We start from the raw sequence: 25,588 nt of genomic DNA, 5'->3' as shown, positions 1-25,588 counted from the left end.
AATGGGTAAACTGACAAAAAATCAAAAGTTAGCTGCAGGAAAAATTGAAGCAGGGAAAGCATACTCACTGAAAGAAGCTGCATCTTTGGTAAAGGAAATCACTTTTACTAAGTTTGATGCTTCATTAGATATTGATGTACGTTTAGGTGTTGATCCACGTAAAGCAAACCAAATGGTGAGAGGTGTTGTTTCACTTCCTCATGGAACTGGAAAGCAAGTACGTGTGTTGGTACTTTGTACACCGGATGCTGAAGCTGCTGCAAAAGAAGCTGGTGCTGACTATGTTGGTCTTGACGAATATATTGAAAAGATCAAAGGTGGATGGACTGATATTGATGTGATTATCACTATGCCATCTATCATGGGTAAAATTGGTGCACTCGGTCGTGTGCTTGGTCCTCGTGGATTGATGCCTAACCCGAAGAGTGGTACCGTAACTATGGATGTTGCTAAAGCTGTAAGAGAAGTAAAACAAGGTAAGATCGACTTCAAAGTTGATAAGAGCGGTATTGTTCATACTTCAATTGGTAAGGTTTCATTCACTGCAGAGCAGATTCGCGATAATGCAAAAGAATTTATCTCTACATTGAACAAGTTGAAACCGACTGCAGCCAAGGGTACATATATTAAGAGTATTTATCTTTCTAGTACAATGAGTGCGGGTATCAAAATTGACCCGAAATCAGTAGAGGAAATCTAATAAAACAGAGTAACAATGAGAAAGGAAGATAAAAATACGATTATTGAGCAGATTGCTGCTACAGTACAGGAATATGGTCACTTCTATTTGGTAGATACAACAGCTATGAACGCTGCTGCAACAAGTGAATTGAGAAGAGCTTGTTTCAAGGCTGACATCAAATTGATGGTAGTTAAGAACACACTCCTCCACAAAGCGCTTGAAAGCATTGAAGGTGATTTCTCTCCTCTTTATGGTTCTTTGAAAGGTACGACAGCTGTGATGTTCTGCAACGTTGCAAACGCACCTGCAAAACTGATCAAAGATAAATCTAAAGATGGCATTCCGGGACTGAAAGCTGCATATGCAGAAGAAAGCTTCTATGTTGGTGCTGACCAGTTGGATGCTCTCGTAGCTATTAAGAGTAAAAATGAAGTTATTGCCGATATCGTTGCCCTGTTGCAATCACCGGCCAAGAATGTTATTTCTGCTCTTCAATCAGGTGGCAACACCCTTCACGGAGTTCTCAAAACTCTTGGTGAAAGATAATTATAACACATTTTATTTAGTAAATTAAACATTAAAATCATACAAAAAATGGCAGATTTGAAAGCTTTTGCAGAACAATTAGTTAACTTGACAGTAAAAGAAGTTAATGAACTTGCAACTATCCTTAAAGAAGAATATGGTATTGAACCTGCTGCTGCAGCTGTAGCTGTTGCTGCTGGTCCTGCAGCTGGTGCTGCTGCCGCAGAAGAAAAGTCTTCTTTCGATGTAGTATTGAAGAGCGCTGGTGCAGCTAAACTTCAGGTTGTTAAAGCCGTTAAAGAAGCTTGTGGTCTTGGCTTGAAAGAAGCTAAGGACATGGTAGACGGTGCTCCTAGTGTAGTAAAAGAAGGTTTGGCTAAAGACGAAGCAGAATCATTGAAGAAAACATTGGAAGAAGCTGGAGCTGAAGTTGAACTTAAATAACATTAGCCTGGTAATCAGGTAATTCGGTTAAGAATCCTTCACAAGAGGATTCTTAACCTTTTTGTGTATATATTTAAAATTAAGTTCTCCAAATTCATTGACAGATGTCTTCAAATACTGTAAATCAAAGAGTTAATTTTGCTTCGACTAAGAATCCGCTTGAATATCCGGATTTCCTGGAAGTACAATTGAAGTCATTCCAAGACTTTCTACAACTAGATACCCCACCTGAGAAGCGTAAAAAAGAGGGATTGTATAAAGTATTTGCCGAAAACTTCCCAATTGCCGACACAAGAAACAATTTTGTTCTTGAGTTTCTGGACTATTATATTGATCCGCCGCGCTATACCATTGATGATTGTATAGAGCGTGGGCTTACATATAGTGTCCCATTGAAAGCGAAACTCAAGCTTTACTGTACAGACCCCGATCATGAGGATTTCGATACAGTGATTCAGGATGTGTTCCTTGGTCCTATCCCTTACATGACTGATAAGGCAACTTTCGTCATCAATGGTGCTGAGCGTGTAGTTGTGTCGCAGCTTCACCGTTCTCCGGGCGTATTCTTCGGTCAGAGTGTACATGCCAATGGTACAAAATTGTACTCGGCCCGTATCATCCCGTTCAAGGGATCATGGATTGAGTTTGCTACCGACATCAACAATGTGATGTATGCTTATATCGATCGTAAGAAGAAGTTACCTGTTACTACGCTGTTAAGAGCTATTGGCTTTGAGAATGATAAAGACATTCTTGAGATTTTTAACTTGGCTGAAGATGTAAAGGTTAACAAAACAAATCTCAAGAAGGTAGTAGGTCGTAAATTGGCTGCACGTGTCTTGAAAACCTGGATTGAAGATTTCGTTGATGAAGATACCGGTGAAGTTGTTTCTATCGAGCGTAATGAAGTCATTATCGACCGTGAAACAGTGATCGAACCGGAACATATAGATGAAATAATTGACTCGGGCGTTCAAAACATCCTTATTCATAAGGAAGAGCCGAATCAGTCCGACTACTCTATTATATATAATACCCTTCAGAAAGATCCGAGTAACTCGGAAAAGGAAGCTGTGCTGTATATCTATCGCCAATTGCGTAATGCAGATCCGGCTGATGATGCCAGTGCCCGTGAGGTTATCAATAACCTGTTCTTTTCTGAAAAGCGGTATGATCTTGGTGATGTAGGTCGTTACAGAATCAACAAAAAGTTGAATTTGACGACAGACATGGATGTGCGTGTCCTCACCAAAGAAGATATTATTGAGATCATTAAATATCTGATTGAGTTGATTAACTCTAAAGCAGATGTGGATGATATTGACCACTTAAGTAACCGTCGTGTACGTACTGTAGGCGAGCAGCTGTCTAACCAGTTTGCTGTCGGTTTGGCACGTATGTCGCGTACTATTCGTGAACGTATGAACGTTCGTGATAACGAGGTGTTTACTCCGATTGATTTGATCAACGCAAAGACTATTTCTTCAGTGATCAATTCGTTCTTCGGAACTAATGCATTGTCTCAGTTTATGGACCAGACAAACCCGTTGGCTGAGATTACTCACAAGCGCCGTATGTCTGCCCTTGGTCCTGGTGGTCTGTCTCGTGAACGTGCCGGATTTGAGGTTCGTGACGTTCACTATACGCACTATGGACGTCTTTGTCCGATTGAGACACCGGAAGGTCCGAACATCGGTTTGATTTCATCACTTTGCGTGTTTGCTAAGATCAATGACCTTGGTTTCATTGAAACTCCTTACCGTAAAGTAGATAATGGTAAAGTAGACCTTTCTGAAAACGGACTTGTCTACCTGACAGCTGAAGAAGAAGAAGCCAAGATCATTGCACAGGGTAATGCTCCGCTGAATGATGATGGAACATTTATTCGCAATAAGGTTAAGTCTCGTCAGGATGCCGATTATCCGGTTGTAGAACCTTCAGAAGTAGAGTTGATGGACGTTGCTCCTCAGCAGATTGCTTCTATTGCTGCATCTTTGATCCCATTTCTTGAACATGATGACGCTAACCGTGCTTTGATGGGATCGAACATGATGCGCCAGGCAGTTCCGTTGTTGAGAAGCGAAGCCCCGATCGTAGGTACAGGTATCGAGCGCCAGTTGGTGCGTGATTCACGTACTCAGATTGCTGCTGAAGGTGATGGTGTAATTGATTTTGTTGATGCTACTACTATTCGTATTCTGTACGATCGTACTGAAGATGAAGAGTTTGTAAGCTTCGAACCTGCATTGAAAGAATACAGGATTCCGAAGTTCCGCAAAACGAACCAAAATATGACTATTGACCTTCGTCCGATCTGCAATAAAGGTGATCGTGTGACAAAAGGTCAGATTTTGACAGAAGGTTATTCTACCGAGAATGGTGAGCTTGCTTTGGGGAAGAACCTGCTTGTAGCCTACATGCCTTGGAAAGGTTATAACTATGAGGATGCTATCGTGTTGAACGAACGTGTAGTTCGCGAGGACTTGCTGACTTCAGTTCACGTAGAAGAGTATTCACTCGAAGTTCGTGAAACCAAGCGTGGTATGGAAGAGTTGACTTCCGATATCCCTAATGTTAGTGAAGAAGCCACTAAGGATCTTGATGAGAACGGTATTGTACGTGTTGGTGCACGCATTCAGCCGGGTGATATCCTAATTGGCAAGATCACTCCGAAAGGTGAATCTGATCCTTCTCCGGAAGAAAAATTGCTTCGTGCCATTTTTGGAGATAAAGCGGGTGATGTGAAAGACGCTTCTTTGAAAGCATCCCCTTCATTGAAGGGTGTGATCATTGACAAGAAGTTATTCTCTCGTGTCATTAAAAACCGTAGTTCTAAGTTGGCCGATAAGGCATTGCTTCCAAAGATTGATGATGAATTTGAATCTAAGGTAGCAGACTTGAAACGCATTCTGGTGAAGAAACTGATGGCATTGACTGAAGGTAAAGTATCTCAAGGCGTGAAAGACTATCTGGGCGCCGAAGTTATTGCCAAAGGTTCTAAGTTCAGTGCATCAGATTTCGATTCACTTGATTTCACCGCAATACAGTTGAGCGACTGGACTAATGATGATCATGCGAACGGTATGATTCGTGATTTGATCCTGAACTTCATCAAGAAGTACAAAGAGCTCGATGCAGAACTGAAACGTAAGAAGTTTGCTATTACAATTGGTGATGAACTGCCTGCAGGAATCATCCAGATGGCGAAAGTATATATTGCTAAGAAACGTAAGATTGGTGTAGGTGATAAGATGGCAGGTCGTCACGGTAATAAAGGTATCGTGTCACGTGTTGTTCGCCAGGAAGATATGCCATTCCTGGAAGATGGTACTCCGGTGGATATTGTATTGAACCCGTTGGGTGTGCCTTCACGTATGAACATTGGTCAGATTTTTGAGGCTGTCCTCGGACGTGCCGGAAAGAATTTGGGTGTGAAGTTCGCTACACCGATTTTTGATGGTGCAACTCTTGACGACTTGAACGAATGGACAGATAAAGCTGGCTTGCCTCGCTATTGCAAGACTTATCTTTGCGACGGTGGTACAGGAGAACGCTTTGACCAACCAGCAACTGTAGGTGTTACTTATATGTTGAAACTCGGTCACATGGTTGAAGACAAGATGCACGCACGTTCTATCGGTCCATACTCATTGATTACTCAGCAACCTCTTGGTGGTAAAGCTCAATTTGGTGGTCAGCGTTTCGGAGAGATGGAGGTTTGGGCACTCGAAGGCTTCGGTGCATCACATATTCTCCAGGAAATCTTGACAATTAAGTCGGATGATGTTGTAGGACGTTCTAAAGCTTATGAAGCGATTGTGAAGGGCGAACCTATGCCGCAGCCGGGTATCCCTGAATCTTTGAACGTGTTGTTGCACGAGTTAAGAGGATTGGGGCTGAGCATCAATTTGGAATAATGAACTAATGTGCCAATATGCCAATGTACCGATCAAGGTACATTGGCTGTGGCATTTCATAATTAGTATGTTTTCTTATTGGCACATTGGCATTAGCCAATCGGCACATTATTTAGTTAATTAGCATATTATATAATTATAAAAGTATGGCTTTTAGAAAAGAAAATAAGATCAAGAGCAATTTCTCGAAAATCTCTATCGGTTTGGCTTCTCCGGAAGAAATCCTTGAGAATTCGAGTGGTGAAGTATTAAAGCCTGAAACCATCAACTATCGTACGTACAAACCCGAGCGTGACGGTTTGTTCTGCGAACGTATCTTCGGCCCGATCAAAGACTACGAATGCCATTGCGGTAAATACAAACGTATCCGTTATAAAGGTATTGTCTGCGACCGTTGTGGTGTAGAAGTTACTGAAAAGAAAGTACGTCGCGAACGTATGGGACATATTCAGCTTGTTGTGCCTGTGGCTCACATCTGGTATTTCCGTTCGCTGCCCAATAAGATCGGTTACTTACTGGGTCTTCCCACTAAGAAACTTGATTCTATCATTTACTACGAACGTTATGTTGTCATTCAGCCAGGTGTGAAAGCTGAAGACGGCATTGCCGAATTCGATTTGCTATCGGAAGAAGAATATCTCGATATTCTTGATACTCTTCCCAAAGACAACCAGTATCTGGAAGATACGGATCCTAACAAGTTCATCGCTAAGATGGGTGCCGAAGCGATCTATGATTTGCTTGCACGTCTTGATCTTGATGCGTTGTCATACGAACTGCGCCACCGCGCCGGCAATGATGCTTCGCAACAACGTAAGAACGAGGCTCTGAAACGTCTTCAGGTGGTAGAGTCGTTCCGTGCATCACGCGGACGCAACAAGCCGGAATGGATGATCGTACGAATTGTACCGGTGATCCCGCCTGAACTTCGTCCATTGGTTCCGTTGGATGGTGGTCGTTTTGCTACATCCGATTTGAATGACCTTTATCGTCGTGTGATTATCCGTAACAACCGTTTGAAACGTTTGATTGAAATTAAAGCTCCTGAAGTGATTCTCCGCAACGAGAAACGTATGCTCCAGGAATCTGTCGATTCATTGTTTGATAACTCACGTAAGTCAAGTGCAGTTAAGACTGATGCCAACCGTCCGTTGAAATCATTGTCAGACAGTTTGAAAGGTAAGCAAGGACGTTTCCGTCAGAACTTGCTGGGTAAACGTGTTGACTATTCAGCTCGTTCGGTAATTGTTGTTGGTCCGGAATTGAGAATGCACGAGTGTGGTATTCCTAAGCTGATGGCTGCCGAGTTGTACAAACCGTTCATTATTCGTAAACTGATTGAGCGCGGTATCGTAAAGACTGTGAAGTCTGCTAAGAAAATTGTAGACCGTAAGGAGCCGGTGATTTGGGATATCCTTGAACACGTAATGAAAGGTCATCCGGTATTGCTGAACCGTGCTCCGACACTTCACCGTTTGGGTATCCAGGCTTTCCAACCCAAGATGATCGAGGGTAAAGCTATCCAGTTACACCCATTGGCATGTACAGCGTTTAATGCCGACTTTGACGGTGACCAAATGGCGGTTCACTTGCCTTTGAGTAACGAAGCAGTGCTTGAAGCCCAAATGTTGATGTTGGCTTCTCACAATATTCTGAATCCTGCTAATGGTGCTCCTATTACTGTTCCTTCACAGGATATGGTGCTTGGTCTGTATTATATTACTAAGCTCCGTAAAGGCGCGAAAGGTGAAGGGCTTACATTCTATGGTCCGGAAGAAGCATTGATCGCTTATAATGAAGGCAAGGTAGATATCCATGCTCCGGTGAAGGTTATTGTGAAAGACCTTGACGAAAATGGAAACATTGTTGATGTAATGCGTGAAACTTCAGTAGGTCGTGTAATCGTGAACGAGATCGTTCCGCCTGAAGTAGGATATATCAATACTATTATCTCTAAGAAGTCGCTGCGTGACATTATTAGTGCCGTAATCAAGGCTTGCGGTGTTGCTAAAACTGCTGATTTCCTTGACGGAATCAAGAATTTGGGTTACAAGATGGCCTTCCAAGGCGGTCTGTCATTCAACTTGGGTGATATTATCATTCCAGAAGAGAAAGAGACACTTGTTCAGAGAGGTTACGATGAAGTTGAGCAAGTGATCAATAACTATAACATGGGTTTCATTACCAATAACGAACGTTACAATCAGGTGATTGATATCTGGACACATGTTAACTCTGAGTTGTCTAACATTTTGATGAAGACTATTTCTTCTGATGATCAGGGTTTCAATTCTGTGTACATGATGCTTGATTCCGGTGCCCGTGGTTCTAAAGAGCAGATTCGTCAGCTTTCCGGTATGCGTGGTTTGATGGCTAAGCCGCAGAAAGCAGGTGCCGAAGGTGGCCAGATCATCGAAAACCCGATTTTGTCGAACTTTAAAGAAGGACTTTCCGTATTGGAGTATTTTATCTCTACCCACGGTGCCCGTAAAGGTTTGGCCGATACCGCATTGAAGACTGCCGATGCCGGATATCTGACTCGTCGTCTGGTAGACGTTTCGCATGATGTTATTATTAATGAAGAGGATTGCGGTACGCTCCGCGGATTGGTTTGTACAGACCTTAAGAACAACGATGAAGTTATCGCTACCTTGTACGAACGCATCCTTGGTCGTGTATCCGTACATGATATCATACATCCCCAGACCGGAGAACTGTTGGTTGCTGGTGGTGAAGAAATTACAGAAGATATCGCTAAGAAGATACAGGAGTCTCCGATCGAAAGTGTTGAAATCCGTTCGGTATTGACTTGCGAATCGAAGAAGGGAGTTTGCGCGAAATGTTACGGCCGTAACCTGGCCACGAACCATATGGTTCAGAAAGGTGAGGCTGTCGGTGTAATTGCTGCCCAGTCTATTGGTGAACCGGGTACACAGTTGACACTGCGTACATTCCATGCCGGTGGTACGGCTGCCAATATCGCAGCTAATGCAAGTATCGTTGCCAAGAACAATGCTCGTTTGGAATTCGAAGAACTTCGTACGGTAGATATTGTCGACGAAACAGGTGAAGCTGCCAAAGTGGTAGTAGGCCGTTTGGCTGAAGTTCGTTTCATCGACGTCAATACGGGTATTGTACTTTCTACACACAACGTTCCTTACGGTTCTACACTTTATGTAGCCGATGGTGAAATAGTAGAAAAAGGTAAACTGATTGCGAAGTGGGACCCGTTCAACGCTGTTATCATTACGGAGGCTACTGGTAAGATCGAATTCGAGGGCGTTATTGAAAACGTTACTTATAAGATTGAGTCGGATGAAGCAACCGGACTTCGTGAAATTATCATTATCGAATCTAAGGATAAAACTAAAGTTCCTTCTGCCCATATTTTGACGGAAGATGGTGACTTGATTCGTACATACAACTTACCTGTGGGTGGACACGTTGTGATCGAAAATGGTCAGAAGGTGAAAGCTGGTGAGGTAATCGTTAAGATTCCGCGTGCCGTAGGTAAGGCTGGTGATATTACCGGTGGTCTTCCTCGTGTTACAGAGTTGTTTGAAGCACGTAACCCGTCGAACCCTGCTGTTGTATCTGAAATAGATGGTGAGGTAACTATGGGTAAGGTGAAACGTGGTAATCGTGAGATCATCGTTACTTCTAAGACTGGTGAAGTGAAGAAATATCTTGTTCCGCTGTCTAAACAGATTCTTGTACAGGAGAACGATTATGTTCGTGCCGGTACTCCGCTGTCTGATGGTGCTACCACTCCGGCTGATATTTTGGCGATCAAAGGTCCTACGGCTGTACAGGAATATATCGTGAATGAAGTTCAGGACGTATACCGTTTGCAGGGTGTGAAGATTAATGATAAGCATTTTGAAATTATCGTTCGTCAGATGATGCGTAAAGTAACTATTGACGAGCCGGGCGATACTCGTTTCCTTGAACAACAGGTTGTCGATAAACTGGAATTCATGGAAGAAAATGATCGTATCTGGGGTAAGAAGGTAGTTGTAGATGCTGGTGATTCTGAAAACTTGAAAGCAGGTCAGATTGTTACTGCCCGTAAGTTGCGTGATGAAAACAGTATGTTGAAACGCCGTGACCTTAAACCGGTTGAAGTGCGTGATGCTGTTGCCGCTACTTCTACTCAGATTCTTCAGGGTATCACTCGTGCTGCATTGCAGACTTCAAGCTTTATGTCAGCTGCTTCCTTCCAGGAAACAACTAAAGTCTTGAACGAAGCTGCCATCAACGGTAAGATAGATAAATTGGAAGGTATGAAGGAGAACGTAATTTGCGGTCACCTCATTCCGGCAGGTACAGGACTGCGCGAATTTGATAAGATCATTGTAGGTTCTAAAGAAGAGTACGATCGTATTTTGGCTAACAAAAAGACTGTGCTTGACTATAATGAAGTAGAATAATACAATTCAATTGACTATAACTGAAAAAGAGCAATTGCCGTAAAGGTGATTGCTCTTTTTTATAGGATGTTATCGTATGAAACGATCGGTTAGTTTACTTTTCGACATTAACCAGACGATAGCGTAGCATGTCAGGAATACGAGACAGGCCATACTGATGATACGTACGATATATGGTAACTGTTCCTTATCCAACAAGTCGTAGGCGACAAATACAAATACGTAGTGGCTCAGGTAAATGCCGAATGTGAGTGATGCCATATGGGATAACCATCGGTTTGAAGGAACCTTTATTTTCTGCACGATTACAAATACTGGGAAGGTCATCATAAACACGTTGATGCCCGCAAAGTACCATACAATTTCCAAATAGGCATAATTGCCCGGGAAGTGGTTCTGTGTGATGACATATCCGTATGAAGTAATCAGATAGCCTACCAGAAACATCGGAATGGTGACGCCCAAGAGTTTCTTCCAACTCCACTTTAGTGGATACCTCGTAAGATAATAGGCCAGTAAAAGATAGCCGATAAATCCTGAGAAATAATAGAAAGTTCCGTAGTCATTCCAATCACATATTCCCCATAAACCCATATTGCCATAGTTGCCTTGATAGCCCAGCATCGGAGCGAACATTTTAACGTAAGGTGCTATTAGACTCACGCCCCAAATGCTTAGGAATAGCTTCAGTTCCTTTTTCGACGCTTTTTCCAACCAACCACTGACAATAGGCATCACCAAATACAGGCCAATCAGCATATAGAGATACCATAATGGAACTGTATCGAAATTGAAGTTAAAGATAAATGTATACAGTTTGATCCACAAAGCCTCCAAACTATGATCCGGCATGGAAATCAATGGATTTTGAGTATTAGGGTTGATGTAGTTCAGATATACGAAATACAGTACAGGTAAGACCAGTGACCAAAAGATTATCGGAGGAATCAGTCTCCCGATCCTCTTCTTGTAAAATGTCCCCATGTCGGTTCGTACGGGAAATAGCAATACACCGGTCATCATAACAAAAATGGGTACACATGGGCGCATCAAGCTACCTAAAAATGTTCCTGTCAGAAACGACTCCCGATTGGCGTCAAATTGCCCGATGAACGCATCGCAGCAGTGCGAAAAAACAACGAAGAAACAGGCGAGCACCCTCAGCAGGTCAATCCAACCTATATTCTCTCTTTTCTTTAATTCCATGATATAATTGATTTAAATGTGTTAAGCGACAAATGTACAACCTATTTTGCTGTCAGCATTTGCTCTACATTAAAAATCACTCTTCCGCCCTTATTTTACTCAGGGTAGGCAAAGTAATGCCCAGATAGGCGGCAATATAACCCAGATTGACCCGGCTGCAGACATCGGGAAGTCTTTCTTTAAGTTTTGCATACCTCTCTCGGGCCGACAATGTCAGCCGTTCTTTATGTTTGCGATGGAGTTCTCGGTATCTATTCTGATGAATGACTCTTCCCCAATTAGCCAATTCTATATTTGTTTCGTACAGTTCGATCAGTGTCTTGATGGGGATGGCATAGAGCAGTACATCTTCCAGTGTTTCCACAAACTCTTCACTGGGTTTACCGTAGTATAACTCATCCATGCTGAACACGATATCTCCTTCACACGAAAAAGAAGTCGTAACCTCTTTTCCGTCTACCAGCCAGTACGACCGTGTGATTCCTTTTTCTATGAAATAAGCGTATTTGTGATAGACTCCCTCCCGTATCAGCAGATACCTTTTAGGGAATCGGCACGGAGTCAGCTGTTTCGTCAGTAAATCTATTGTTTCATCAGACATCTCAGACTGCTTTTTTATGTTGTAAATTATATTTTTCATAGAACCTAAGATTATCTTTTCGGCAAAGATAACCCCTTTTTAGTAAGCGCCACAATTTGTTACCCGAAAATCCGATCTGTCTGTACTGCTTGCTTAGGCAGGTTTCTCAATAGTCGTTAATTCCTTCTTTGACTCCCGAACATTTCAGTGCCTATAGCGTTCCTATAACAAAACAATATAAATCAAGCATTATGAATTTTATCTGGTACATTTTGATAGGTATCCTTGCCGGTTATTTTGCCGGTAAGATAATGCGCGGAGGAGGTTTCGGCCTCTTAGTCAATCTCCTGTTAGGGATTATAGGTGGTGTGTTGGGTGGCTGGGTATTTGCCCTTCTCGGGCTGGCAGCAACCGGAATCATCGGTAGTTTGATTACTTCCGTTGTCGGTGCCATTTTATTTCTTTGGATAGCCTCTTTTTTCAGTCGTTCCCGATAGGGAAAACGAGCTTTATTATAGAATGATATTGTTTATTGTGGTTATATAAAAATTAATAGTTTATGGGAAGTGGAAATGCAAAATTCCTGGTGGGACTTGGAATCGGTTCTGCCATCGGTGCGCTGGTTTATCATTTTTCGCGCACAGCGAAAGCTAAGAAATTGAAAAATGATGTGTTCAATGCTCTTCATGAAATAGAGGCAGATGCCGAATTGGCAGTCGTTGAAGCAAAAGAGAAGGCCGTGAAGACAGGTGCTAAAGTGGCCGAAAAGGTGGCTGATAAAGCGACTGAGGTGAAAGATAAGTTGACATCTAACTCTTAATAATGGGTGGTGGTTTATGAACGGTGAACAATGAATAAGATAGCACTGTCAAAGTGTACGGAGGTTATTGTTCGCCGTTTATGATTTATAACTGTTCCAGAAATTATTCAGATATCGTTTGAGAACTATATAAGTCTGTTCTTCCTTTCTTTACAATCCGGATGTTCCTGATCTGGCTTCAGGTATTGGATAAAGAAAGAGGGGGAGTTGTTAATAATGGTCTGTTATTGCATGCCTTGCATTCTGTTGAAAAGAGTGTAAGGCATTTGTCTTTACTATAAAACATTATCTGTATATTTGTGCCAGAAGAATTTAGAATAATCAATAATAATTAAAGTATGGAAAATCAGAATCCCGATAATCAGTTGCAAATAGAATTGAAAGAAGAAGTGGCACAGGGCACATATGCTAATTTAGCCATTATCACTCATTCAAGTTCAGAATTTGTGCTCGATTTTGTACGGGTATTACCCGGATTGCCCAAAGCGGGAGTGCAGTCGCGTGTTATTCTTGCTCCCGAACATGCTAAACGTTTACAACGGGCGCTTGAAGAAAATATAGCCAAATACGAGCGTGCGTTTGGTCCGATCCGGTTGCAGGAAGAAGATACTCCACCTATATTGGATATAAAGGGAGAAGCTTGAAGAAAGCAGAAAGGGTGTAGCCATCCGAGGCAATGGGTGTAGCTATCCGGTGGAAAAGGTGTAGCCTTGGCGAGCGGATGGCTACACCCAAATTTCTTTCCATTGAAATGATTTCCGGGAAATAAGCTCTTAAAAATTAAAAAAAAGATGTAGTGCATTGATTATTCAAATATTATTCGTATTTTTGCAGCCCAAAATGTATAGTTACGAAATTAATATAACAATAATATAAATTAAAAAACAATTTAAAATGCCTACAATTCAGCAATTAGTAAGAAAAGGACGCGAAGTGCTGGTGGAGAAAAGTAAATCTCCAGCCTTGGATTCTTGTCCTCAAAGACGTGGCGTTTGCGTGAGAGTATATACAACTACTCCGAAGAAGCCGAACTCTGCAATGCGTAAAGTAGCTCGTGTACGTTTGACTAACCAGAAAGAGGTGAACTCTTACATTCCGGGAGAAGGACACAACTTGCAGGAACACTCAATCGTACTGGTTCGCGGTGGTCGTGTAAAAGACCTTCCGGGTGTACGTTACCACATCGTTCGCGGTACACTCGATACAGCAGGTGTAGCTGGACGTACTCAGAGACGTTCTAAATATGGAGCTAAACGTCCGAAACCGGGACAAGCAGCACCGGCTAAGAAGAAATAATCCGGAGTGATTCCGAATTTGATTTTTTAAATTAAAAGTAATAACTTTCGTTTTAGTTTGTTGGAATAAGCTATAAAAAGGTTGAGTAAATTCCCCGGAGGGGGAGTTGAAGACGTCAAGAAATAGACAACCAAAAACAAAAACATTATTTTTCAAACAAATGAGAAAAGCAAAACCAAAAAAACGCGTAATCCTTCCGGATCCCGTGTTCAATGACCAGAAGGTTTCTAAATTTGTAAACCATCTGATGTATGACGGAAAGAAGAATACTTCTTATGAAATCTTTTACGCCGCACTGGAAACAGTAAAAACAAAACTTCCTAACGAAGAAAAATCAGCTCTTGAAATCTGGAAAAAAGCGTTGGATAACGTAACTCCTCAAGTAGAAGTAAAATCACGCCGTGTGGGTGGTGCAACTTTCCAGGTTCCTACTGAAATCCGTCCGGATCGTAAAGAATCAATCTCAATGAAGAACTTGATTCTGTTCGCTCGTAAGAGAGGTGGTAAATCTATGGCTGATAAATTGGCTGCTGAAATCATGGATGCATTCAATGAACAAGGCGGTGCTTTCAAACGTAAAGAAGATATGCACAGAATGGCTGAAGCTAACCGTGCATTTGCTCATTTCAGATTCTAATTACTATAAGAAATACCTATTTGATTAAAAAACTTAAAGTAAAGGAAAAAGAAAATGGCAAAGAATGATTTACATTTGACTCGTAATATCGGTATCATGGCTCACATTGATGCCGGAAAGACAACAACTTCTGAACGTATCCTGTTCTACACCGGTTTAACTCACAAAATCGGTGAGGTACACGACGGTGCCGCAACAATGGACTGGATGGAGCAGGAGCAGGAACGTGGTATCACTATCACTTCTGCTGCTACAACTACTCGTTGGAAGTATGCTGGTGATACTTATAAAATCAACTTGATTGACACTCCGGGACACGTTGACTTCACTGCTGAAGTAGAACGTTCACTTCGTATTCTTGATGGTGCTGTCGCTGCTTACTGTGCAGTAGGTGGTGTAGAACCTCAGTCAGAGACTGTGTGGCGTCAGGCTGACAAATATAACGTACCGCGTATCGCTTACGTTAACAAAATGGACCGTTCGGGTGCCGACTTCTTTGAAGTAGTTCGCCAGATGAAGGCTGTTTTGGGTGCAAATCCGTGTCCGGTTGTTATTCCTATCGGTGCAGAAGAAAGCTTCAAAGGATTGGTTGACCTGATCAAGATGAAAGCTATCTATTGGCGTGATGAAACAATGGGTGCTGACTACACTGTGGAAGAGATCCCGGCTAACCTCGTTGACGAAGCTAACGAATGGAGAGATAAGATGCTTGAAAAAGTTGCTGAATTTGACGATGCTTTGATGGAGAAATATTTCGACGATCCTTCTACTATCACAGAAGAAGAAGTGTTGAGAGCTCTTCGCAATGCAACTGTTCAGATGGCAGTAGTTCCGATGTTGTGCGGTTCTTCATTCAAGAATAAAGGTGTACAGACTTTGCTTGACTATGTTTGTGCTTTCTTGCCTTCTCCGTTGGATACTGAAAATGTAGTTGGTACAAACCCTGATACCGGTGCTGAGGAAGATCGTAAACCGAGCGAAGACGATAAAACTTCAGCTTTGGCATTTAAGATCGCTACTGACCCGTATGTAGGACGTCTGACTTTCTTCCGTGTATACTCTGGTAAGATTGAAGCAGGTTCTTATATCTACAACTCTCGTTCAGGTAAGAAGGAACGTGTTTCTCGTCTGTTCCAGATGCATTCAAACAAGCAGAACCCGGTAGAAGTTATCGGTGCAGGTGATATTGGTGCCGGTGTAGGTTTCAAAGATATTCACACTGGTGATACGCTGTGCGATGAAACAGCTCCGATCGTTCTTGAATCAATGGACTTCCCGGAACCGGTAATCGGTATCGCAGTTGAGCCTAAGACTCAGAAAGATATGGATAAGCTGTCTAACGGTTTGGCTAAATTGGCTGAAGAAGACCCGACATTTACAGTGAAAACTGACGAACAAACAGGTCAGACAGTTATTTCCGGTATGGGTGAGCTTCACTTGGATATCATCATCGACCGTCTGAAACGTGAGTTTAAAGTGGAATGTAACCAGGGTAAACCTCAGGTTAACTACAAAGAAGCTATCACGAAGACAGTTAATTTGCGTGAGGTCTATAAGAAACAGTCTGGTGGTCGTGGTAAGTTCGCTGATATTATTGTGAACATCGGCCCGGTTGATGAAGACTTTACTCAAGGTGGCCTGCAATTCGTTGATGAAGTGAAGGGTGGTAACATTCCTAAGGAATTCATTCCTTCAGTTCAGAAAGGTTTCCAGACTGCGATGAAGAATGGTGTATTGGCCGGCTATCCGCTGGATTCATTGAAAGTGACTTTGGTTGATGGTTCATTCCACCCGGTTGACTCTGACCAGTTGTCTTTCGAAATCTGTGCTATCCAGGCATATAAGAATGCTTGTGCTAAGGCAGGTCCTGTATTGATGGAACCTATCATGAAACTGGAAGTCGTTACTCCGGAAGAAAACATGGGTGATGTTATCGGTGACTTGAACAAACGCCGTGGCCAAGTTGAAGGTATGGAGTCAAGCCGTTCAGGAGCCCGTATCGTGAAAGCAATGGTTCCGTTGGCTGAAATGTTCGGTTATGTAACTGCGTTGCGTACCATCACTTCTGGTCGTGCAACTTCATCAATGGTTTACTCTCACCACGCTCAGGTTTCTAACTCTATTGCTAAGGCAGTATTGGAAGAAGTAAAAGGACGTGCTGATTTACTCTAAAAATATCTTGAGCAGCAGGCTAGCGAATGACTCTTAGCCTGCCGCTTTATCTTATTTATAAATTTATTAATTAAAAGAACTAATGAGTCAGAAAATTAGAATTAAACTGAAATCTTACGATCACAACTTGGTTGACAAATCAGCTGAGAAGATCGTTAGAACAGTGAAGGCTACCGGTGCTATTGTTAGCGGACCGATTCCCCTTCCGACGCACAAGCGTATCTTTACAGTGAACCGCTCTACTTTCGTTAACAAGAAATCAAGAGAGCAGTTTGAACTTTCTTCATTCAAGAGACTGATCGATATCTATAGCTCAACAGCTAAGACTGTAGATGCTCTGATGAAGTTGGAGTTACCGAGTGGTGTAGAAGTAGAAATTAAAGTGTAGTATTTAAAAATTAGTGAAATGCCAGGATTATTAGGAAAAAAAATCGGAATGACATCCGTTTTCAGTGCCGATGGTAAGAATGTACCATGCACTGTTATCGAAGCAGGTCCTTGTGTTGTTACTCAGGTAAAGACCGTAGAAAAAGATGGCTATGCAGCCGTTCAGTTGGGTTTCCAGGACAAAAAGGAAAAACATACAACTAAACCGTTGATGGGTCACTTTAAAAAGGCTGGAGTAACACCGAAGAGACACTTGGCCGAGTTCAAGGAATTTGAAAACGAGTTAAATCTGGGTGATACTGTTACAGTAGAACTGTTCGACGGCGCAGACTATGTAGACGTTGTTGGTACTTCTAAAGGTAAAGGCTTCCAGGGTGTAGTTAAAAGACATGGCTTTGGTGGTGTAGGTCAATCTACTCACGGTCAGCACAACCGTGCCCGTAAACCGGGTTCTATCGGTGCATGTTCGTATCCTGCAAAAGTATTCAAAGGAATGCGCATGGGCGGACAAATGGGTGGCGACAGAGTTACTGTTCAAAACTTACAGGTATTAAAAGTAATCGCGGAACACAATCTTCTTTTGATCAAGGGTTCTGTACCGGGTTGCAAAGGTTCAATCGTATTAATTGAAAAATAATGGAAGTTAACGTATATAACATTAAAGGTGAAGACACTGGAAGAAAGGTTACGTTAAACGAATCTATCTTCGGAATTGAGCCCAATGACCACGCTATCTATCTGGACGTAAAGCAATTTATGGCTAACCAGCGTCAGGGTACTCACAAGTCAAAAGAGAGAAGCGAAATCAGCGGATCTACTCGTAAAATCGGTCGTCAGAAAGGTGGTGGCGGTGCTCGTCGTGGTGACATGAATTCACCGGTGCTCGTAGGTGGTGGACGTGTATTTGGTCCGAAACCGAGAGACTACTACTTCAAACTGAATAAAAAAGTTAAGACATTGGCTCGTAAGTCAGCTTTGTCGTATAAAGCTCAAGACAACGCAATCGTAGTGGTGGAAGACTTCAACTTTGAAGCTCCAAAGACTAAGGTTTTCGTTGAAATGACAAAAAATCTTAAAGTTTCTGACAAAAAACTGCTTGTAGTTTTACCAGAAGCAAATAAAAATGTATATTTGTCAGCTCGTAACATCGAAGGTGCTAACGTTCAGACTATCTCAGGATTAAATACTTACAGAGTATTGAATGCTGGGGTTGTTGTGCTTACCGAAAGCTCTTTGAAGGCTATTGACAATATCTTAATCTAAAAAGGAGGCTTAAATAATGGGAATTATTATTAAACCGTTGGTGACAGAGAAAATGACTGCGATAACTGATAAGCTGAATCGTTTCGGCTTTATCGTGCGTCCTGAAGCTAATAAATTGGAAATTAAGAGTGAAGTTGAAGCCCTTTATAATGTTACGGTAGTTGATGTAAATACTGTGAAGTATGCTGGCAAAAATAAGAGCCGTTATACAAAAGCAGGTATCATCAATGGTCGTACGAATGCTTACAAAAAAGCAATCGTGACATTGAAAGAAGGAGATACTATTGATTTTTATAGCAATATTTAATAAAAATGGCAGTACGTAAATTTAAGCCCACTACACCGGGGCAAAGACATAAGATTATTGGTACTTTCGAGGAAATTACTGCATCAGTACCAGAAAAGTCGCTTGTATATGGTAAAAAATCATCTGGTGGTCGTAACAGCGAAGGTAAGATGACAATGCGCTACATGGGTGGTGGCCATAGAAAAGTGATCAGAATTGTCGATTTCAAAAGAAATAAAGACGGTGTCCCGGCAGTTGTAAAAACGATCGAATACGATCCGAACCGTTCGGCTCGTATCGCTTTGTTGTTTTATGCTGATGGTGAAAAAAGATATATTATTGCTCCCAATGGATTGCAAGTTGGTGCGACTTTGATGTCCGGAGAGAATGCGGCGCCTGAGATTGGTAATGCACTTCCGCTTCAGAATATCCCGGTCGGTACAGTAATTCATAATATTGAATTGCGTCCGGGTCAGGGTGCTGCTCTGGTTAGATCAGCAGGAAACTTCGCTCAGCTGACTTCAAGAGAAGGCAAATACTGTGTAATTAAATTGCCTTCAGGTGAAGTAAGACAAATACTTAGCACTTGTAAAGCTACTATCGGTAGCGTTGGTAACTCAGATCATGGATTGGAAAGCTCAGGTAAGGCTGGACGCTCTCGTTGGCAAGGCCGTCGTCCTCGTAACCGTGGTGTTGTTATGAACCCGGTTGATCACCCGATGGGTGGTGGTGAAGGACGTGCTTCCGGAGGTCACCCAAGATCTCGTAAGGGATTGTATGCTAAGGGACTTAAGACTAGAGCTCCGAAGAAACAATCGTCTAAGTACATTATTGAGAGAAGAAAAAAGTAATCTGATTAATTGAGTAAACTATGAGTCGTTCATTAAAAAAAGGTCCATATATTAACGTAAAACTCGAAAAGAAAGTGCTTGCTATGAATGAATCAGGCAAGAAAGTTGTCGTTAAGACTTGGTCCAGAGCTTCAATGATTTCGCCTGATTTTGTAGGCCATACAGTTGCAGTTCACAACGGAAATAAATTTATTCCTGTATATGTTACCGAAAATATGGTAGGTCACAAGTTGGGTGAATTCGCTCCAACTCGTACATTCAGAGGACACGCTGGTAACAAGAAAAAATAACAGGATTTATCTGAAATAATAAAGTAATAAATATAATGGGAGCAAGAAAAAAAATATCGGCTGAAAAGAGAAAAGAAGCCCTTAAAACCATGTATTTTGCTAAATTGCAAAATGTTCCTACTTCTCCTCGCAAAATGCGTCTCGTGGCTGACATGATTCGTGGGATGGAAGTGAACAGAGCACTTGGCGTTTTGAAGTTTTCTTCAAAAGAAGCAGCTGCAAGAGTGGAAAAATTATTGCGCTCTGCAATTGCTAACTGGGAGCAGAAAAACGAACGTAAAGCTGAAAGTGGCGAATTATTCGTAACGAAGATTTTTGTTGATGGTGGTGCTACACTCAAAAGAATGAGACCGGCTCCGCAGGGAAGAGGATACAGAATTCGCAAACGTTCAAATCACGTAACATTGTTCGTTGGTTCTAAAAGTAATAACGAAGATCAAAATTAAGGTAGATGGGACAAAAAGTTAATCCAATAAGCAACCGTTTAGGAATTATCAGAGGATGGGATTCTAACTGGTATGGTGGAAATGATTACGGTGACTCTTTGCTGGAAGATAGCAAGATCCGTAAATATCTTAATGCAAGACTTGCGAAAGCAAGTGTATCAAGAATCGTAATTGAACGTACGCTGAAGCTCGTTACTATTACTGTTTGCACTGCTCGTCCGGGTATTATTATCGGTAAAGGTGGCCAGGAAGTTGATAAGTTAAAAGAAGAGTTGAAGAAGGTTACCGACAAAGATATTCAAATCAATATCTTTGAAGTGAAAAGACCGGAACTGGATGCTGTGATTGTTGCTAATAACATCGCTCGTCAGGTAGAAGGTAAAATTGCCTATCGCCGCGCCATTAAGATGGCTATCGCAAATACTATGCGTATGGGTGCTGAAGGTATCAAAATTCAGATTTCAGGACGTTTGAATGGAGCTGAAATGGCCCGTTCTGAAATGTATAAGGAAGGAAGAACTCCGTTACACACTTTCAGAGCAGATATCGACTATTGCCATGCTGAAGCATTGACAAAAGTAGGTCTTCTCGGTATTAAAGTTTGGATTTGTAGAGGTGAAGTTTTTGGTAAGAGAGAATTGGCTCCGAACTTTACACAAAGCAAAGAAAGTGGTCGTGGAAACAATGGTGGAAACAACGGCGGCGGAAAGAACTTCAAAAGAAAGAAAAATAATCGCTAAACGAATTTGAATTTTAGGAAACTATGTTACAACCGAAAAAGACAAAATTCAGAAGACAACAAAAAGGTCGCGCTAAAGGTAATGCACAAAGAGGCAACCAGCTCGCTTTTGGTTCTTTTGGTATTAAGGCTTTAGAAACTAAATGGATCACAGGCCGACAGATTGAAGCTGCTCGTATTGCAGTGACAAGATATATGCAACGTCAGGGACAGATTTGGATTCGTATTTTCCCGGATAAACCGATTACTAGAAAACCTGCTGATGTACGTATGGGTAAAGGTAAGGGTAGCCCCGAAGGATTCGTGGCTCCGGTTACACCAGGTAGAATTATTATTGAAGCTGAAGGAGTATCTTACGAGATCGCGAAAGAAGCATTGCGTTTGGCAGCTCAGAAACTTCCGATTACTACGAAGTTTGTCGTGAGACGTGATTATGATATTCAAAATCAAAATGCGTAAGGTTTATGAAAATTGCAGAAATTAAAGAAATGTCTACCAATGATTTGGTAGAAAGAGTAGAAGCAGAAGTGGTTAATTACAACCAAATGGTTATCAATCATTCTATTTCTCCTTTGGAAAATCCTGCGCAGATCAAACAATTACGCAGGACGATTGCGCGTATGAGAACAGAGTTACGCCAAAGAGAACTTAACAATAAATGATCAGCTTGATGGAAGCAAGAAATTTAAGAAAAGAAAGAACAGGGGTTGTGCTGAGCAATAAAATGGATAAAACCGTTACAGTTGCTGCTAAGTTCAAGGAAAAACACCCTATATATGGTAAGTTCGTTAGCAAAACGAAGAAGTACCATGCTCACGATGAAAAGAATGAATGCAATGTAGGTGATACTGTACGCATCATGGAAACTCGTCCTTTGAGCAAGACTAAAAGATGGAGATTAGTAGAAATAATTGAAAGAGCTAAGTAATTATGATACAAGTAGAATCCAGACTTACAGTATGTGACAACAGTGGAGCTAAAGAAGCCCTGTGTATCCGTGTATTGGGCGGAACAGGTCGTCGCTACGCTTCAGTGGGGGATGTTATTGTCGTTTCTGTAAAGAGCGTCATCCCTTCAAGTGATGTTAAAAAGGGTGCAGTGTCAAAAGCTTTGATCGTACGTACTAAGAAAGAAATCCGTCGTCCCGATGGTTCTTATATACGTTTTGATGATAATGCTTGCGTGTTGTTGAATAATGCAGGTGAAATTAGAGGTAGTCGTATTTTCGGTCCTGTAGCAAGAGAACTTCGTGCTACAAACATGAAAGTTGTGTCACTTGCGCCTGAGGTACTTTAATTTTGTAAAAGATTTAAGTAATGAGTAAATTACATATTAAAAAAGGCGATACAGTTTACGTAAATGCTGGTGAAGACAAAGGTAAAACTGGTCGTGTATTGAAGGTTCTTGTTAAAGAAGGACGTGCAATAGTTGAAGGTATCAACATGGTATCTAAAAGCACAAAACCGAATGCAAAGAACCCGCAGGGTGGTATAGTTAAGCAGGAAGCTCCTATCCACATTTCAAACTTGAATCCGGTTGATCCAAAAACTGGTAAAGCAACGCGTGTTGGTAGAAAAATAAGTTCTGAAGGAACTTTAGTGCGTTATTCTAAAAAATCAGGAGAGGAGATTAAGTAATGAGTAATACTGCAAGCCTTAAGAAAGAATATGCAGAGCGCATTGCTCCTGCATTAAAGTCACAATTCCAGTATTCTTCTACAATGCAGGTACCCGTACTTAAGAAGATTGTTATCAATCAGGGTTTGGGTATGGCTGTTGCTGACAAGAAGATTATCGAAGTGGCAATCAACGAAATGACAGCTATCACCGGTCAGAAGGCCGTAGCTACTATTTCGCGTAAAGATATCGCTAACTTTAAGTTGCGTAAGAAAATGCCGATCGGAGTTATGGTAACTCTGCGTCGTGAAAGAATGTACGAATTCCTGGAAAAATTGGTTCGCGTGGCTCTGCCGCGTATCCGTGACTTCAAAGGTATTGAAACTAAGTTCGATGGTAAGGGCAACTATACCCTTGGTATTCAGGAGCAAATCATTTTCCCTGAAATTAATATCGATAGTATTACCAGAATTCTCGGAATGAATATTACCTTTGTAACCTCTGCGCAAACAGATGAAGAAGGTTATGCCTTATTGAAAGAATTCGGTTTACCGTTTAAAAACGCTAAAAAAGACTGATAAATTATGGCAAAGGAATCAATGAAAGCACGCGAAGTAAAGCGTGCTAAATTAGTAGCCAAATATGCCGAAAAGAGAGCTGCCTTGAAGCAGATTGTGAGAACCGGAGATCCTGCTGAAGCTTTCGAAGCTGCACAGAAATTACAGGAGCTTCCTAAGAATTCTAATCCGATTCGTATGCACAATCGCTGTAAATTGACTGGTCGTCCTAAAGGATATATCCGTCAGTTCGGTGTTTCAAGAATCCAGTTCCGTGAAATGGCATCTAATGGGCTGATCCCAGGTGTAAAGAAAGCAAGCTGGTAAATATATTGTTTAAATATTGTCAGGGTAGTCCTGATTAATTTAATTATTTTTTATATGACTGATCCAATAGCAGATTATTTGACGAGGTTAAGGAACGCAATTAATGCAAAGCACAGAGTTGTAGAAGTTCCTGCTTCAAATTTGAAAAAAGAAATCACTAAGATTCTTTTTGAAAAAGGCTACATTCTTAATTATAAGTTTGTAGAAGACGGTCCTCAAGGAACGATTAAAGTTGCCTTGAAGTATGATTCGGTTAACAAAGTTAACGCAATCAAAAAACTTGAAAGAATATCTTCTCCGGGTATGCGTCAGTATACTGGTTACAAAGATATGCCGCGTGTTATTAATGGTTTGGGTATTGCTATAATATCTACTTCCAAAGGTGTAATGACAAACAAAGAAGCTGCTGAACTCAAGATCGGTGGTGAAGTATTGTGTTATGTATATTAATAGGAGGAAAAAGCAATGTCAAGAATAGGAAAATTACCCATTAGTATTCCCGCTGGAGTAACAGTTACTCTGAACGGTGAAGTGGTTACTGTTAAAGGACCTAAAGGTGAACTTAGCCAGTATGTGAACCCGGCTATCAATATTGCTATTGAAGATGGACACATCACTTTAACTGAAAACGAAAATGCAATGCTGGATAATCCCAAGCAGAAACATGCATTTCACGGTTTGTATCGTTCATTAGTACACAACATGGTTGTTGGTGTCTCTGAAGGATATAAGAAAGAATTGGAGCTTGTTGGTGTTGGTTACCGTGCTTCTAATCAAGGAAATATCATTGAATTAGCATTAGGATATACACACAATATCTTTATACAGTTGCCTCCTGAAGTCAAAGTAGAGACAAAGTCAGAAAGAAATAAGAATCCTCTTATTCTTTTAGAGTCTTGTGACAAACAATTGCTTGGTCAAGTTTGCTCTAAGATACGTTCTTTCCGTAAGCCCGAACCGTATAAAGGTAAAGGTATTAAGTTTGTTGGCGAGGTAATTCGCAGAAAGTCTGGTAAATCAGCCGGTGCTAAGTAATTTACGTAAATTTGTATTATTATGACAACAAAAATAGAAAGACGAATTAAGATCAAATATAGAGTACGCAATAAAGTGTCAGGTACTGCTGCACGTCCGCGTATGAGTGTATTTAGAAGTAACAAGCAAATCTATGTCCAGATTATCGACGATTTGTCAGGTAAGACATTGGCTGCTGCCTCTTCACTGGGTATGACTGAGAAGTTGCCTAAGAAAGAAGTTGCTGCTAAAGTAGGTGAGATGATTGCAAAAAAGGCTCAGGAAGCAGGTATTACGACTGTTGTTTTCGACCGTAATGGTTACTTGTATCATGGGAGAGTAAAAGAAGTAGCTGATGCTGCTCGTAACGGTGGACTTAAATTTTAATCATTATGGCAGGAGTTAATAATAGAGTTAAGATTACTAACGATATAGAACTGAAAGACAGATTAGTTGCTATTAATCGTGTTACTAAAGTAACCAAAGGTGGTAGAACTTTTAGTTTCTCTGCAATTGTAGTTGTAGGTAACGAAGAAGGTATTATCGGTTGGGGACTTGGTAAAGCTGGTGAAGTAACAGCAGCTATCGCTAAAGGTGTTGAGTCGGCTAAGAAAAACCTGACAAGAGTACCTGTACTGAAAGGTACTGTTCCTCACGAACAGACAGCTAAGTTTGGTGGTGCCGAGGTATTCATCAAACCTGCTTCTCATGGTACTGGCGTTGTAGCCGGTGGTGCTATGCGTGCCGTATTGGAAAGTGTTGGTGTAACTGACGTTTTGGCTAAATCAAAAGGTTCTTCAAATCCGCATAACCTCGTGAAGGCTACTATCATGGCTTTGGGCGAAATGCGTGATGCAAGAATGATTGCTCAAAACAGAGGAATTAGTGTTGAAAAAGTATTTAGAGGATAAGGAGGGAGATATGTCAATTATAAAGATCAAACAAGTTAAAAGTAGAATTGGTGCTCCGGCTGATCAGAAAAGAACTCTTGATGCACTGGGACTTCGCAAATTGAACCGTGTGGTTGAACACGAAAGCACTCCTTCAATTCTTGGAATGGTAGATAAGGTTAAACACTTGGTTGCCATTGTTAAGTAATTATT

At 41.4% G+C, this 25,588-nt stretch carries 33 protein-coding genes; 31 read left to right on the top strand and 2 right to left on the bottom strand.

The features are described 5' to 3' along the window. Position 1 precedes the first annotated feature (1 nt). The 5 genes from rplA (at position 2) to rpoC (ending at position 9,998) form a co-directional block, all read left to right on the top strand. A complete protein-coding gene (gene rplA / locus DBK98_RS02310) occupies positions 2-700 on the top strand; it encodes a 50S ribosomal protein L1 (RefSeq protein ID WP_005782161.1) in 699 nt (232 codons plus the stop codon). A gap of 15 nt (positions 701-715) precedes the next feature. Beyond that, positions 716-1,228 (top strand): 50S ribosomal protein L10, encoded by a 513-nt coding sequence (rplJ, locus tag DBK98_RS02305; RefSeq protein ID WP_005782163.1) that lies wholly within the window; start codon positions 716-718, stop codon positions 1,226-1,228. A gap of 48 nt (positions 1,229-1,276) precedes the next feature. Then, positions 1,277-1,651, top strand: a complete 375-nt coding sequence (gene rplL, locus DBK98_RS02300) for a 50S ribosomal protein L7/L12 (RefSeq protein ID WP_005782165.1) — start codon at positions 1,277-1,279, stop codon at positions 1,649-1,651. Positions 1,652-1,755: 104 nt separating this feature from the next. Next, the gene (rpoB, locus tag DBK98_RS02295; RefSeq protein WP_005811391.1) at positions 1,756-5,568 is read left to right on the top strand and encodes a DNA-directed RNA polymerase subunit beta; all 3,813 of its coding nucleotides are present in this window, start codon (positions 1,756-1,758) and stop codon (positions 5,566-5,568) included. Positions 5,569-5,714: 146 nt separating this feature from the next. After that, positions 5,715-9,998 (top strand): DNA-directed RNA polymerase subunit beta', encoded by a 4,284-nt coding sequence (rpoC, locus tag DBK98_RS02290; protein ID WP_005811389.1) that lies wholly within the window; start codon positions 5,715-5,717, stop codon positions 9,996-9,998. Positions 9,999-10,067: 69 nt separating this feature from the next. Here the strand turns inward: rpoC and DBK98_RS02285 are convergent, their stop codons facing one another. Together DBK98_RS02285 and DBK98_RS02280 are read right to left on the bottom strand one after the other, a co-directional pair. Beyond that, the gene (locus tag DBK98_RS02285; protein ID WP_005782172.1) at positions 10,068-11,204 is read right to left on the bottom strand and encodes an acyltransferase; all 1,137 of its coding nucleotides are present in this window, start codon (positions 11,202-11,204) and stop codon (positions 10,068-10,070) included. Between the two features lie 76 nt (positions 11,205-11,280). Next, positions 11,281-11,844, bottom strand: coding sequence for a Crp/Fnr family transcriptional regulator (locus DBK98_RS02280; RefSeq protein WP_005782174.1), 564 nt, complete (start codon positions 11,842-11,844; stop codon positions 11,281-11,283). Between the two features lie 191 nt (positions 11,845-12,035). Between DBK98_RS02280 and DBK98_RS02275 the strand changes: the two genes are divergently transcribed. The 26 genes from DBK98_RS02275 (at position 12,036) to rpmD (ending at position 25,583) form a co-directional block, all read left to right on the top strand. Then, positions 12,036-12,281: a GlsB/YeaQ/YmgE family stress response membrane protein gene (locus DBK98_RS02275; RefSeq protein ID WP_005791529.1), complete on the top strand. Its 246-nt coding sequence runs from the start codon at positions 12,036-12,038 to the stop codon at positions 12,279-12,281. A 62-nt stretch (positions 12,282-12,343) separates the two neighbouring features. Beyond that, a complete protein-coding gene (locus tag DBK98_RS02270; protein WP_005782178.1) occupies positions 12,344-12,604 on the top strand; it encodes a YtxH domain-containing protein in 261 nt (86 codons plus the stop codon). A gap of 338 nt (positions 12,605-12,942) precedes the next feature. Next, entirely contained in the window at positions 12,943-13,248 is a 306-nt protein-coding gene (locus DBK98_RS02265) for a DUF3467 domain-containing protein (protein ID WP_005782180.1), read from the top strand. A 250-nt stretch (positions 13,249-13,498) separates the two neighbouring features. Then, positions 13,499-13,900: a 30S ribosomal protein S12 gene (gene rpsL / locus DBK98_RS02260; protein WP_005675419.1), complete on the top strand. Its 402-nt coding sequence runs from the start codon at positions 13,499-13,501 to the stop codon at positions 13,898-13,900. A gap of 160 nt (positions 13,901-14,060) precedes the next feature. Further along, the gene (gene rpsG, locus DBK98_RS02255; RefSeq protein ID WP_005782183.1) at positions 14,061-14,537 is read left to right on the top strand and encodes a 30S ribosomal protein S7; all 477 of its coding nucleotides are present in this window, start codon (positions 14,061-14,063) and stop codon (positions 14,535-14,537) included. Positions 14,538-14,591: 54 nt separating this feature from the next. Then, the gene (gene fusA / locus DBK98_RS02250; RefSeq protein WP_032536180.1) at positions 14,592-16,709 is read left to right on the top strand and encodes an elongation factor G; all 2,118 of its coding nucleotides are present in this window, start codon (positions 14,592-14,594) and stop codon (positions 16,707-16,709) included. Positions 16,710-16,791: 82 nt separating this feature from the next. Next, a complete protein-coding gene (gene rpsJ, locus DBK98_RS02245) occupies positions 16,792-17,097 on the top strand; it encodes a 30S ribosomal protein S10 (RefSeq protein ID WP_005782187.1) in 306 nt (101 codons plus the stop codon). Between the two features lie 18 nt (positions 17,098-17,115). Next, positions 17,116-17,733: a 50S ribosomal protein L3 gene (rplC, locus tag DBK98_RS02240; protein ID WP_005782189.1), complete on the top strand. Its 618-nt coding sequence runs from the start codon at positions 17,116-17,118 to the stop codon at positions 17,731-17,733. Further along, positions 17,733-18,359, top strand: a complete 627-nt coding sequence (gene rplD, locus DBK98_RS02235; protein ID WP_005782191.1) for a 50S ribosomal protein L4 — start codon at positions 17,733-17,735, stop codon at positions 18,357-18,359. The genes rplC and rplD overlap by 1 nt, the downstream gene beginning before the upstream one ends. Before the next feature lie 16 nt (positions 18,360-18,375). Beyond that, positions 18,376-18,666: a 50S ribosomal protein L23 gene (gene rplW / locus DBK98_RS02230; protein ID WP_005782193.1), complete on the top strand. Its 291-nt coding sequence runs from the start codon at positions 18,376-18,378 to the stop codon at positions 18,664-18,666. A gap of 5 nt (positions 18,667-18,671) precedes the next feature. After that, positions 18,672-19,496 carry a 50S ribosomal protein L2 gene (rplB, locus tag DBK98_RS02225; protein ID WP_005782195.1) on the top strand — a complete coding sequence of 275 codons (825 nt, stop codon included), beginning with the start codon at positions 18,672-18,674 and terminating at the stop codon, positions 19,494-19,496. Between the two features lie 20 nt (positions 19,497-19,516). Then, positions 19,517-19,786 carry a 30S ribosomal protein S19 gene (gene rpsS, locus DBK98_RS02220; protein ID WP_005782197.1) on the top strand — a complete coding sequence of 90 codons (270 nt, stop codon included), beginning with the start codon at positions 19,517-19,519 and terminating at the stop codon, positions 19,784-19,786. A gap of 35 nt (positions 19,787-19,821) precedes the next feature. Then, complete coding sequence (gene rplV, locus DBK98_RS02215) at positions 19,822-20,232, top strand: 50S ribosomal protein L22 (RefSeq protein ID WP_004291236.1); 411 nt, start codon at positions 19,822-19,824, stop codon at positions 20,230-20,232. 5 nt (positions 20,233-20,237) lie between these two features. Next, positions 20,238-20,972 carry a 30S ribosomal protein S3 gene (gene rpsC / locus DBK98_RS02210; RefSeq protein WP_005782201.1) on the top strand — a complete coding sequence of 245 codons (735 nt, stop codon included), beginning with the start codon at positions 20,238-20,240 and terminating at the stop codon, positions 20,970-20,972. Positions 20,973-20,995: 23 nt separating this feature from the next. Further along, on the top strand, positions 20,996-21,430 hold the full coding sequence (rplP, locus tag DBK98_RS02205; protein WP_005791549.1) for a 50S ribosomal protein L16: 435 nt from the start codon (positions 20,996-20,998) through the stop codon (positions 21,428-21,430). Positions 21,431-21,435: 5 nt separating this feature from the next. Next, entirely contained in the window at positions 21,436-21,633 is a 198-nt protein-coding gene (gene rpmC / locus DBK98_RS02200) for a 50S ribosomal protein L29 (protein WP_005782204.1), read from the top strand. Further along, positions 21,630-21,899 carry a 30S ribosomal protein S17 gene (rpsQ, locus tag DBK98_RS02195; RefSeq protein WP_005782206.1) on the top strand — a complete coding sequence of 90 codons (270 nt, stop codon included), beginning with the start codon at positions 21,630-21,632 and terminating at the stop codon, positions 21,897-21,899. The genes rpmC and rpsQ overlap by 4 nt, the downstream gene beginning before the upstream one ends. Before the next feature lie 2 nt (positions 21,900-21,901). After that, on the top strand, positions 21,902-22,267 hold the full coding sequence (rplN, locus tag DBK98_RS02190; protein ID WP_004296340.1) for a 50S ribosomal protein L14: 366 nt from the start codon (positions 21,902-21,904) through the stop codon (positions 22,265-22,267). A 20-nt stretch (positions 22,268-22,287) separates the two neighbouring features. Next, positions 22,288-22,608 carry a 50S ribosomal protein L24 gene (gene rplX / locus DBK98_RS02185; RefSeq protein WP_005782208.1) on the top strand — a complete coding sequence of 107 codons (321 nt, stop codon included), beginning with the start codon at positions 22,288-22,290 and terminating at the stop codon, positions 22,606-22,608. After that, positions 22,608-23,165 (top strand): 50S ribosomal protein L5, encoded by a 558-nt coding sequence (rplE, locus tag DBK98_RS02180; protein ID WP_005782210.1) that lies wholly within the window; start codon positions 22,608-22,610, stop codon positions 23,163-23,165. The genes rplX and rplE overlap by 1 nt, the downstream gene beginning before the upstream one ends. A 6-nt stretch (positions 23,166-23,171) precedes the next feature. Continuing rightward, on the top strand, positions 23,172-23,471 hold the full coding sequence (gene rpsN / locus DBK98_RS02175) for a 30S ribosomal protein S14 (RefSeq protein ID WP_005782211.1): 300 nt from the start codon (positions 23,172-23,174) through the stop codon (positions 23,469-23,471). Positions 23,472-23,525: 54 nt separating this feature from the next. Beyond that, positions 23,526-23,921, top strand: coding sequence for a 30S ribosomal protein S8 (rpsH, locus tag DBK98_RS02170; RefSeq protein WP_005782213.1), 396 nt, complete (start codon positions 23,526-23,528; stop codon positions 23,919-23,921). Positions 23,922-23,936: 15 nt separating this feature from the next. Next, positions 23,937-24,506: a 50S ribosomal protein L6 gene (rplF, locus tag DBK98_RS02165; protein ID WP_005782214.1), complete on the top strand. Its 570-nt coding sequence runs from the start codon at positions 23,937-23,939 to the stop codon at positions 24,504-24,506. 21 nt (positions 24,507-24,527) lie between these two features. Then, a complete protein-coding gene (gene rplR / locus DBK98_RS02160) occupies positions 24,528-24,872 on the top strand; it encodes a 50S ribosomal protein L18 (protein ID WP_005782216.1) in 345 nt (114 codons plus the stop codon). Positions 24,873-24,877: 5 nt separating this feature from the next. Continuing rightward, positions 24,878-25,396, top strand: a complete 519-nt coding sequence (rpsE, locus tag DBK98_RS02155) for a 30S ribosomal protein S5 (RefSeq protein ID WP_005782218.1) — start codon at positions 24,878-24,880, stop codon at positions 25,394-25,396. Positions 25,397-25,406: 10 nt separating this feature from the next. Continuing rightward, on the top strand, positions 25,407-25,583 hold the full coding sequence (rpmD, locus tag DBK98_RS02150; protein ID WP_005782220.1) for a 50S ribosomal protein L30: 177 nt from the start codon (positions 25,407-25,409) through the stop codon (positions 25,581-25,583). Positions 25,584-25,588 lie beyond the last annotated feature (5 nt).

The organism is Bacteroides sp. PHL 2737, assembly GCF_004115325.2.
GTDB classification, from domain to species: Bacteria; Bacteroidota; Bacteroidia; order Bacteroidales; family Bacteroidaceae; genus Bacteroides; species Bacteroides hominis.
Note: the sequence above shows the minus strand (reverse complement) of the source record. Positions and strands in the feature narration are given on the sequence as shown.

What these genes read in the sequence shown, in the direction of transcription:
- rplA (WP_005782161.1), top strand. Translation starts at nt 2, where the DNA reads ATGGGTAAACTGACAAAAAATCAAAAGTTAGCTGCAGGAAAAATTGAA.
- rplJ (WP_005782163.1), top strand. Translation starts at nt 716, where the DNA reads ATGAGAAAGGAAGATAAAAATACGATTATTGAGCAGATTGCTGCTACA.
- rplL (WP_005782165.1), top strand. Translation starts at nt 1,277, where the DNA reads ATGGCAGATTTGAAAGCTTTTGCAGAACAATTAGTTAACTTGACAGTA.
- rpoB (WP_005811391.1), top strand. Translation starts at nt 1,756, where the DNA reads ATGTCTTCAAATACTGTAAATCAAAGAGTTAATTTTGCTTCGACTAAG.
- rpoC (WP_005811389.1), top strand. Translation starts at nt 5,715, where the DNA reads ATGGCTTTTAGAAAAGAAAATAAGATCAAGAGCAATTTCTCGAAAATC.
- DBK98_RS02285 (WP_005782172.1), bottom strand. Translation starts at nt 11,204, where the DNA reads ATGGAATTAAAGAAAAGAGAGAATATAGGTTGGATTGACCTGCTGAGG.
- DBK98_RS02280 (WP_005782174.1), bottom strand. Translation starts at nt 11,844, where the DNA reads ATGAAAAATATAATTTACAACATAAAAAAGCAGTCTGAGATGTCTGAT.
- DBK98_RS02275 (WP_005791529.1), top strand. Translation starts at nt 12,036, where the DNA reads ATGAATTTTATCTGGTACATTTTGATAGGTATCCTTGCCGGTTATTTT.
- DBK98_RS02270 (WP_005782178.1), top strand. Translation starts at nt 12,344, where the DNA reads ATGGGAAGTGGAAATGCAAAATTCCTGGTGGGACTTGGAATCGGTTCT.
- DBK98_RS02265 (WP_005782180.1), top strand. Translation starts at nt 12,943, where the DNA reads ATGGAAAATCAGAATCCCGATAATCAGTTGCAAATAGAATTGAAAGAA.
- rpsL (WP_005675419.1), top strand. Translation starts at nt 13,499, where the DNA reads ATGCCTACAATTCAGCAATTAGTAAGAAAAGGACGCGAAGTGCTGGTG.
- rpsG (WP_005782183.1), top strand. Translation starts at nt 14,061, where the DNA reads ATGAGAAAAGCAAAACCAAAAAAACGCGTAATCCTTCCGGATCCCGTG.
- fusA (WP_032536180.1), top strand. Translation starts at nt 14,592, where the DNA reads ATGGCAAAGAATGATTTACATTTGACTCGTAATATCGGTATCATGGCT.
- rpsJ (WP_005782187.1), top strand. Translation starts at nt 16,792, where the DNA reads ATGAGTCAGAAAATTAGAATTAAACTGAAATCTTACGATCACAACTTG.
- rplC (WP_005782189.1), top strand. Translation starts at nt 17,116, where the DNA reads ATGCCAGGATTATTAGGAAAAAAAATCGGAATGACATCCGTTTTCAGT.
- rplD (WP_005782191.1), top strand. Translation starts at nt 17,733, where the DNA reads ATGGAAGTTAACGTATATAACATTAAAGGTGAAGACACTGGAAGAAAG.
- rplW (WP_005782193.1), top strand. Translation starts at nt 18,376, where the DNA reads ATGGGAATTATTATTAAACCGTTGGTGACAGAGAAAATGACTGCGATA.
- rplB (WP_005782195.1), top strand. Translation starts at nt 18,672, where the DNA reads ATGGCAGTACGTAAATTTAAGCCCACTACACCGGGGCAAAGACATAAG.
- rpsS (WP_005782197.1), top strand. Translation starts at nt 19,517, where the DNA reads ATGAGTCGTTCATTAAAAAAAGGTCCATATATTAACGTAAAACTCGAA.
- rplV (WP_004291236.1), top strand. Translation starts at nt 19,822, where the DNA reads ATGGGAGCAAGAAAAAAAATATCGGCTGAAAAGAGAAAAGAAGCCCTT.
- rpsC (WP_005782201.1), top strand. Translation starts at nt 20,238, where the DNA reads ATGGGACAAAAAGTTAATCCAATAAGCAACCGTTTAGGAATTATCAGA.
- rplP (WP_005791549.1), top strand. Translation starts at nt 20,996, where the DNA reads ATGTTACAACCGAAAAAGACAAAATTCAGAAGACAACAAAAAGGTCGC.
- rpmC (WP_005782204.1), top strand. Translation starts at nt 21,436, where the DNA reads ATGAAAATTGCAGAAATTAAAGAAATGTCTACCAATGATTTGGTAGAA.
- rpsQ (WP_005782206.1), top strand. Translation starts at nt 21,630, where the DNA reads ATGATCAGCTTGATGGAAGCAAGAAATTTAAGAAAAGAAAGAACAGGG.
- rplN (WP_004296340.1), top strand. Translation starts at nt 21,902, where the DNA reads ATGATACAAGTAGAATCCAGACTTACAGTATGTGACAACAGTGGAGCT.
- rplX (WP_005782208.1), top strand. Translation starts at nt 22,288, where the DNA reads ATGAGTAAATTACATATTAAAAAAGGCGATACAGTTTACGTAAATGCT.
- rplE (WP_005782210.1), top strand. Translation starts at nt 22,608, where the DNA reads ATGAGTAATACTGCAAGCCTTAAGAAAGAATATGCAGAGCGCATTGCT.
- rpsN (WP_005782211.1), top strand. Translation starts at nt 23,172, where the DNA reads ATGGCAAAGGAATCAATGAAAGCACGCGAAGTAAAGCGTGCTAAATTA.
- rpsH (WP_005782213.1), top strand. Translation starts at nt 23,526, where the DNA reads ATGACTGATCCAATAGCAGATTATTTGACGAGGTTAAGGAACGCAATT.
- rplF (WP_005782214.1), top strand. Translation starts at nt 23,937, where the DNA reads ATGTCAAGAATAGGAAAATTACCCATTAGTATTCCCGCTGGAGTAACA.
- rplR (WP_005782216.1), top strand. Translation starts at nt 24,528, where the DNA reads ATGACAACAAAAATAGAAAGACGAATTAAGATCAAATATAGAGTACGC.
- rpsE (WP_005782218.1), top strand. Translation starts at nt 24,878, where the DNA reads ATGGCAGGAGTTAATAATAGAGTTAAGATTACTAACGATATAGAACTG.
- rpmD (WP_005782220.1), top strand. Translation starts at nt 25,407, where the DNA reads ATGTCAATTATAAAGATCAAACAAGTTAAAAGTAGAATTGGTGCTCCG.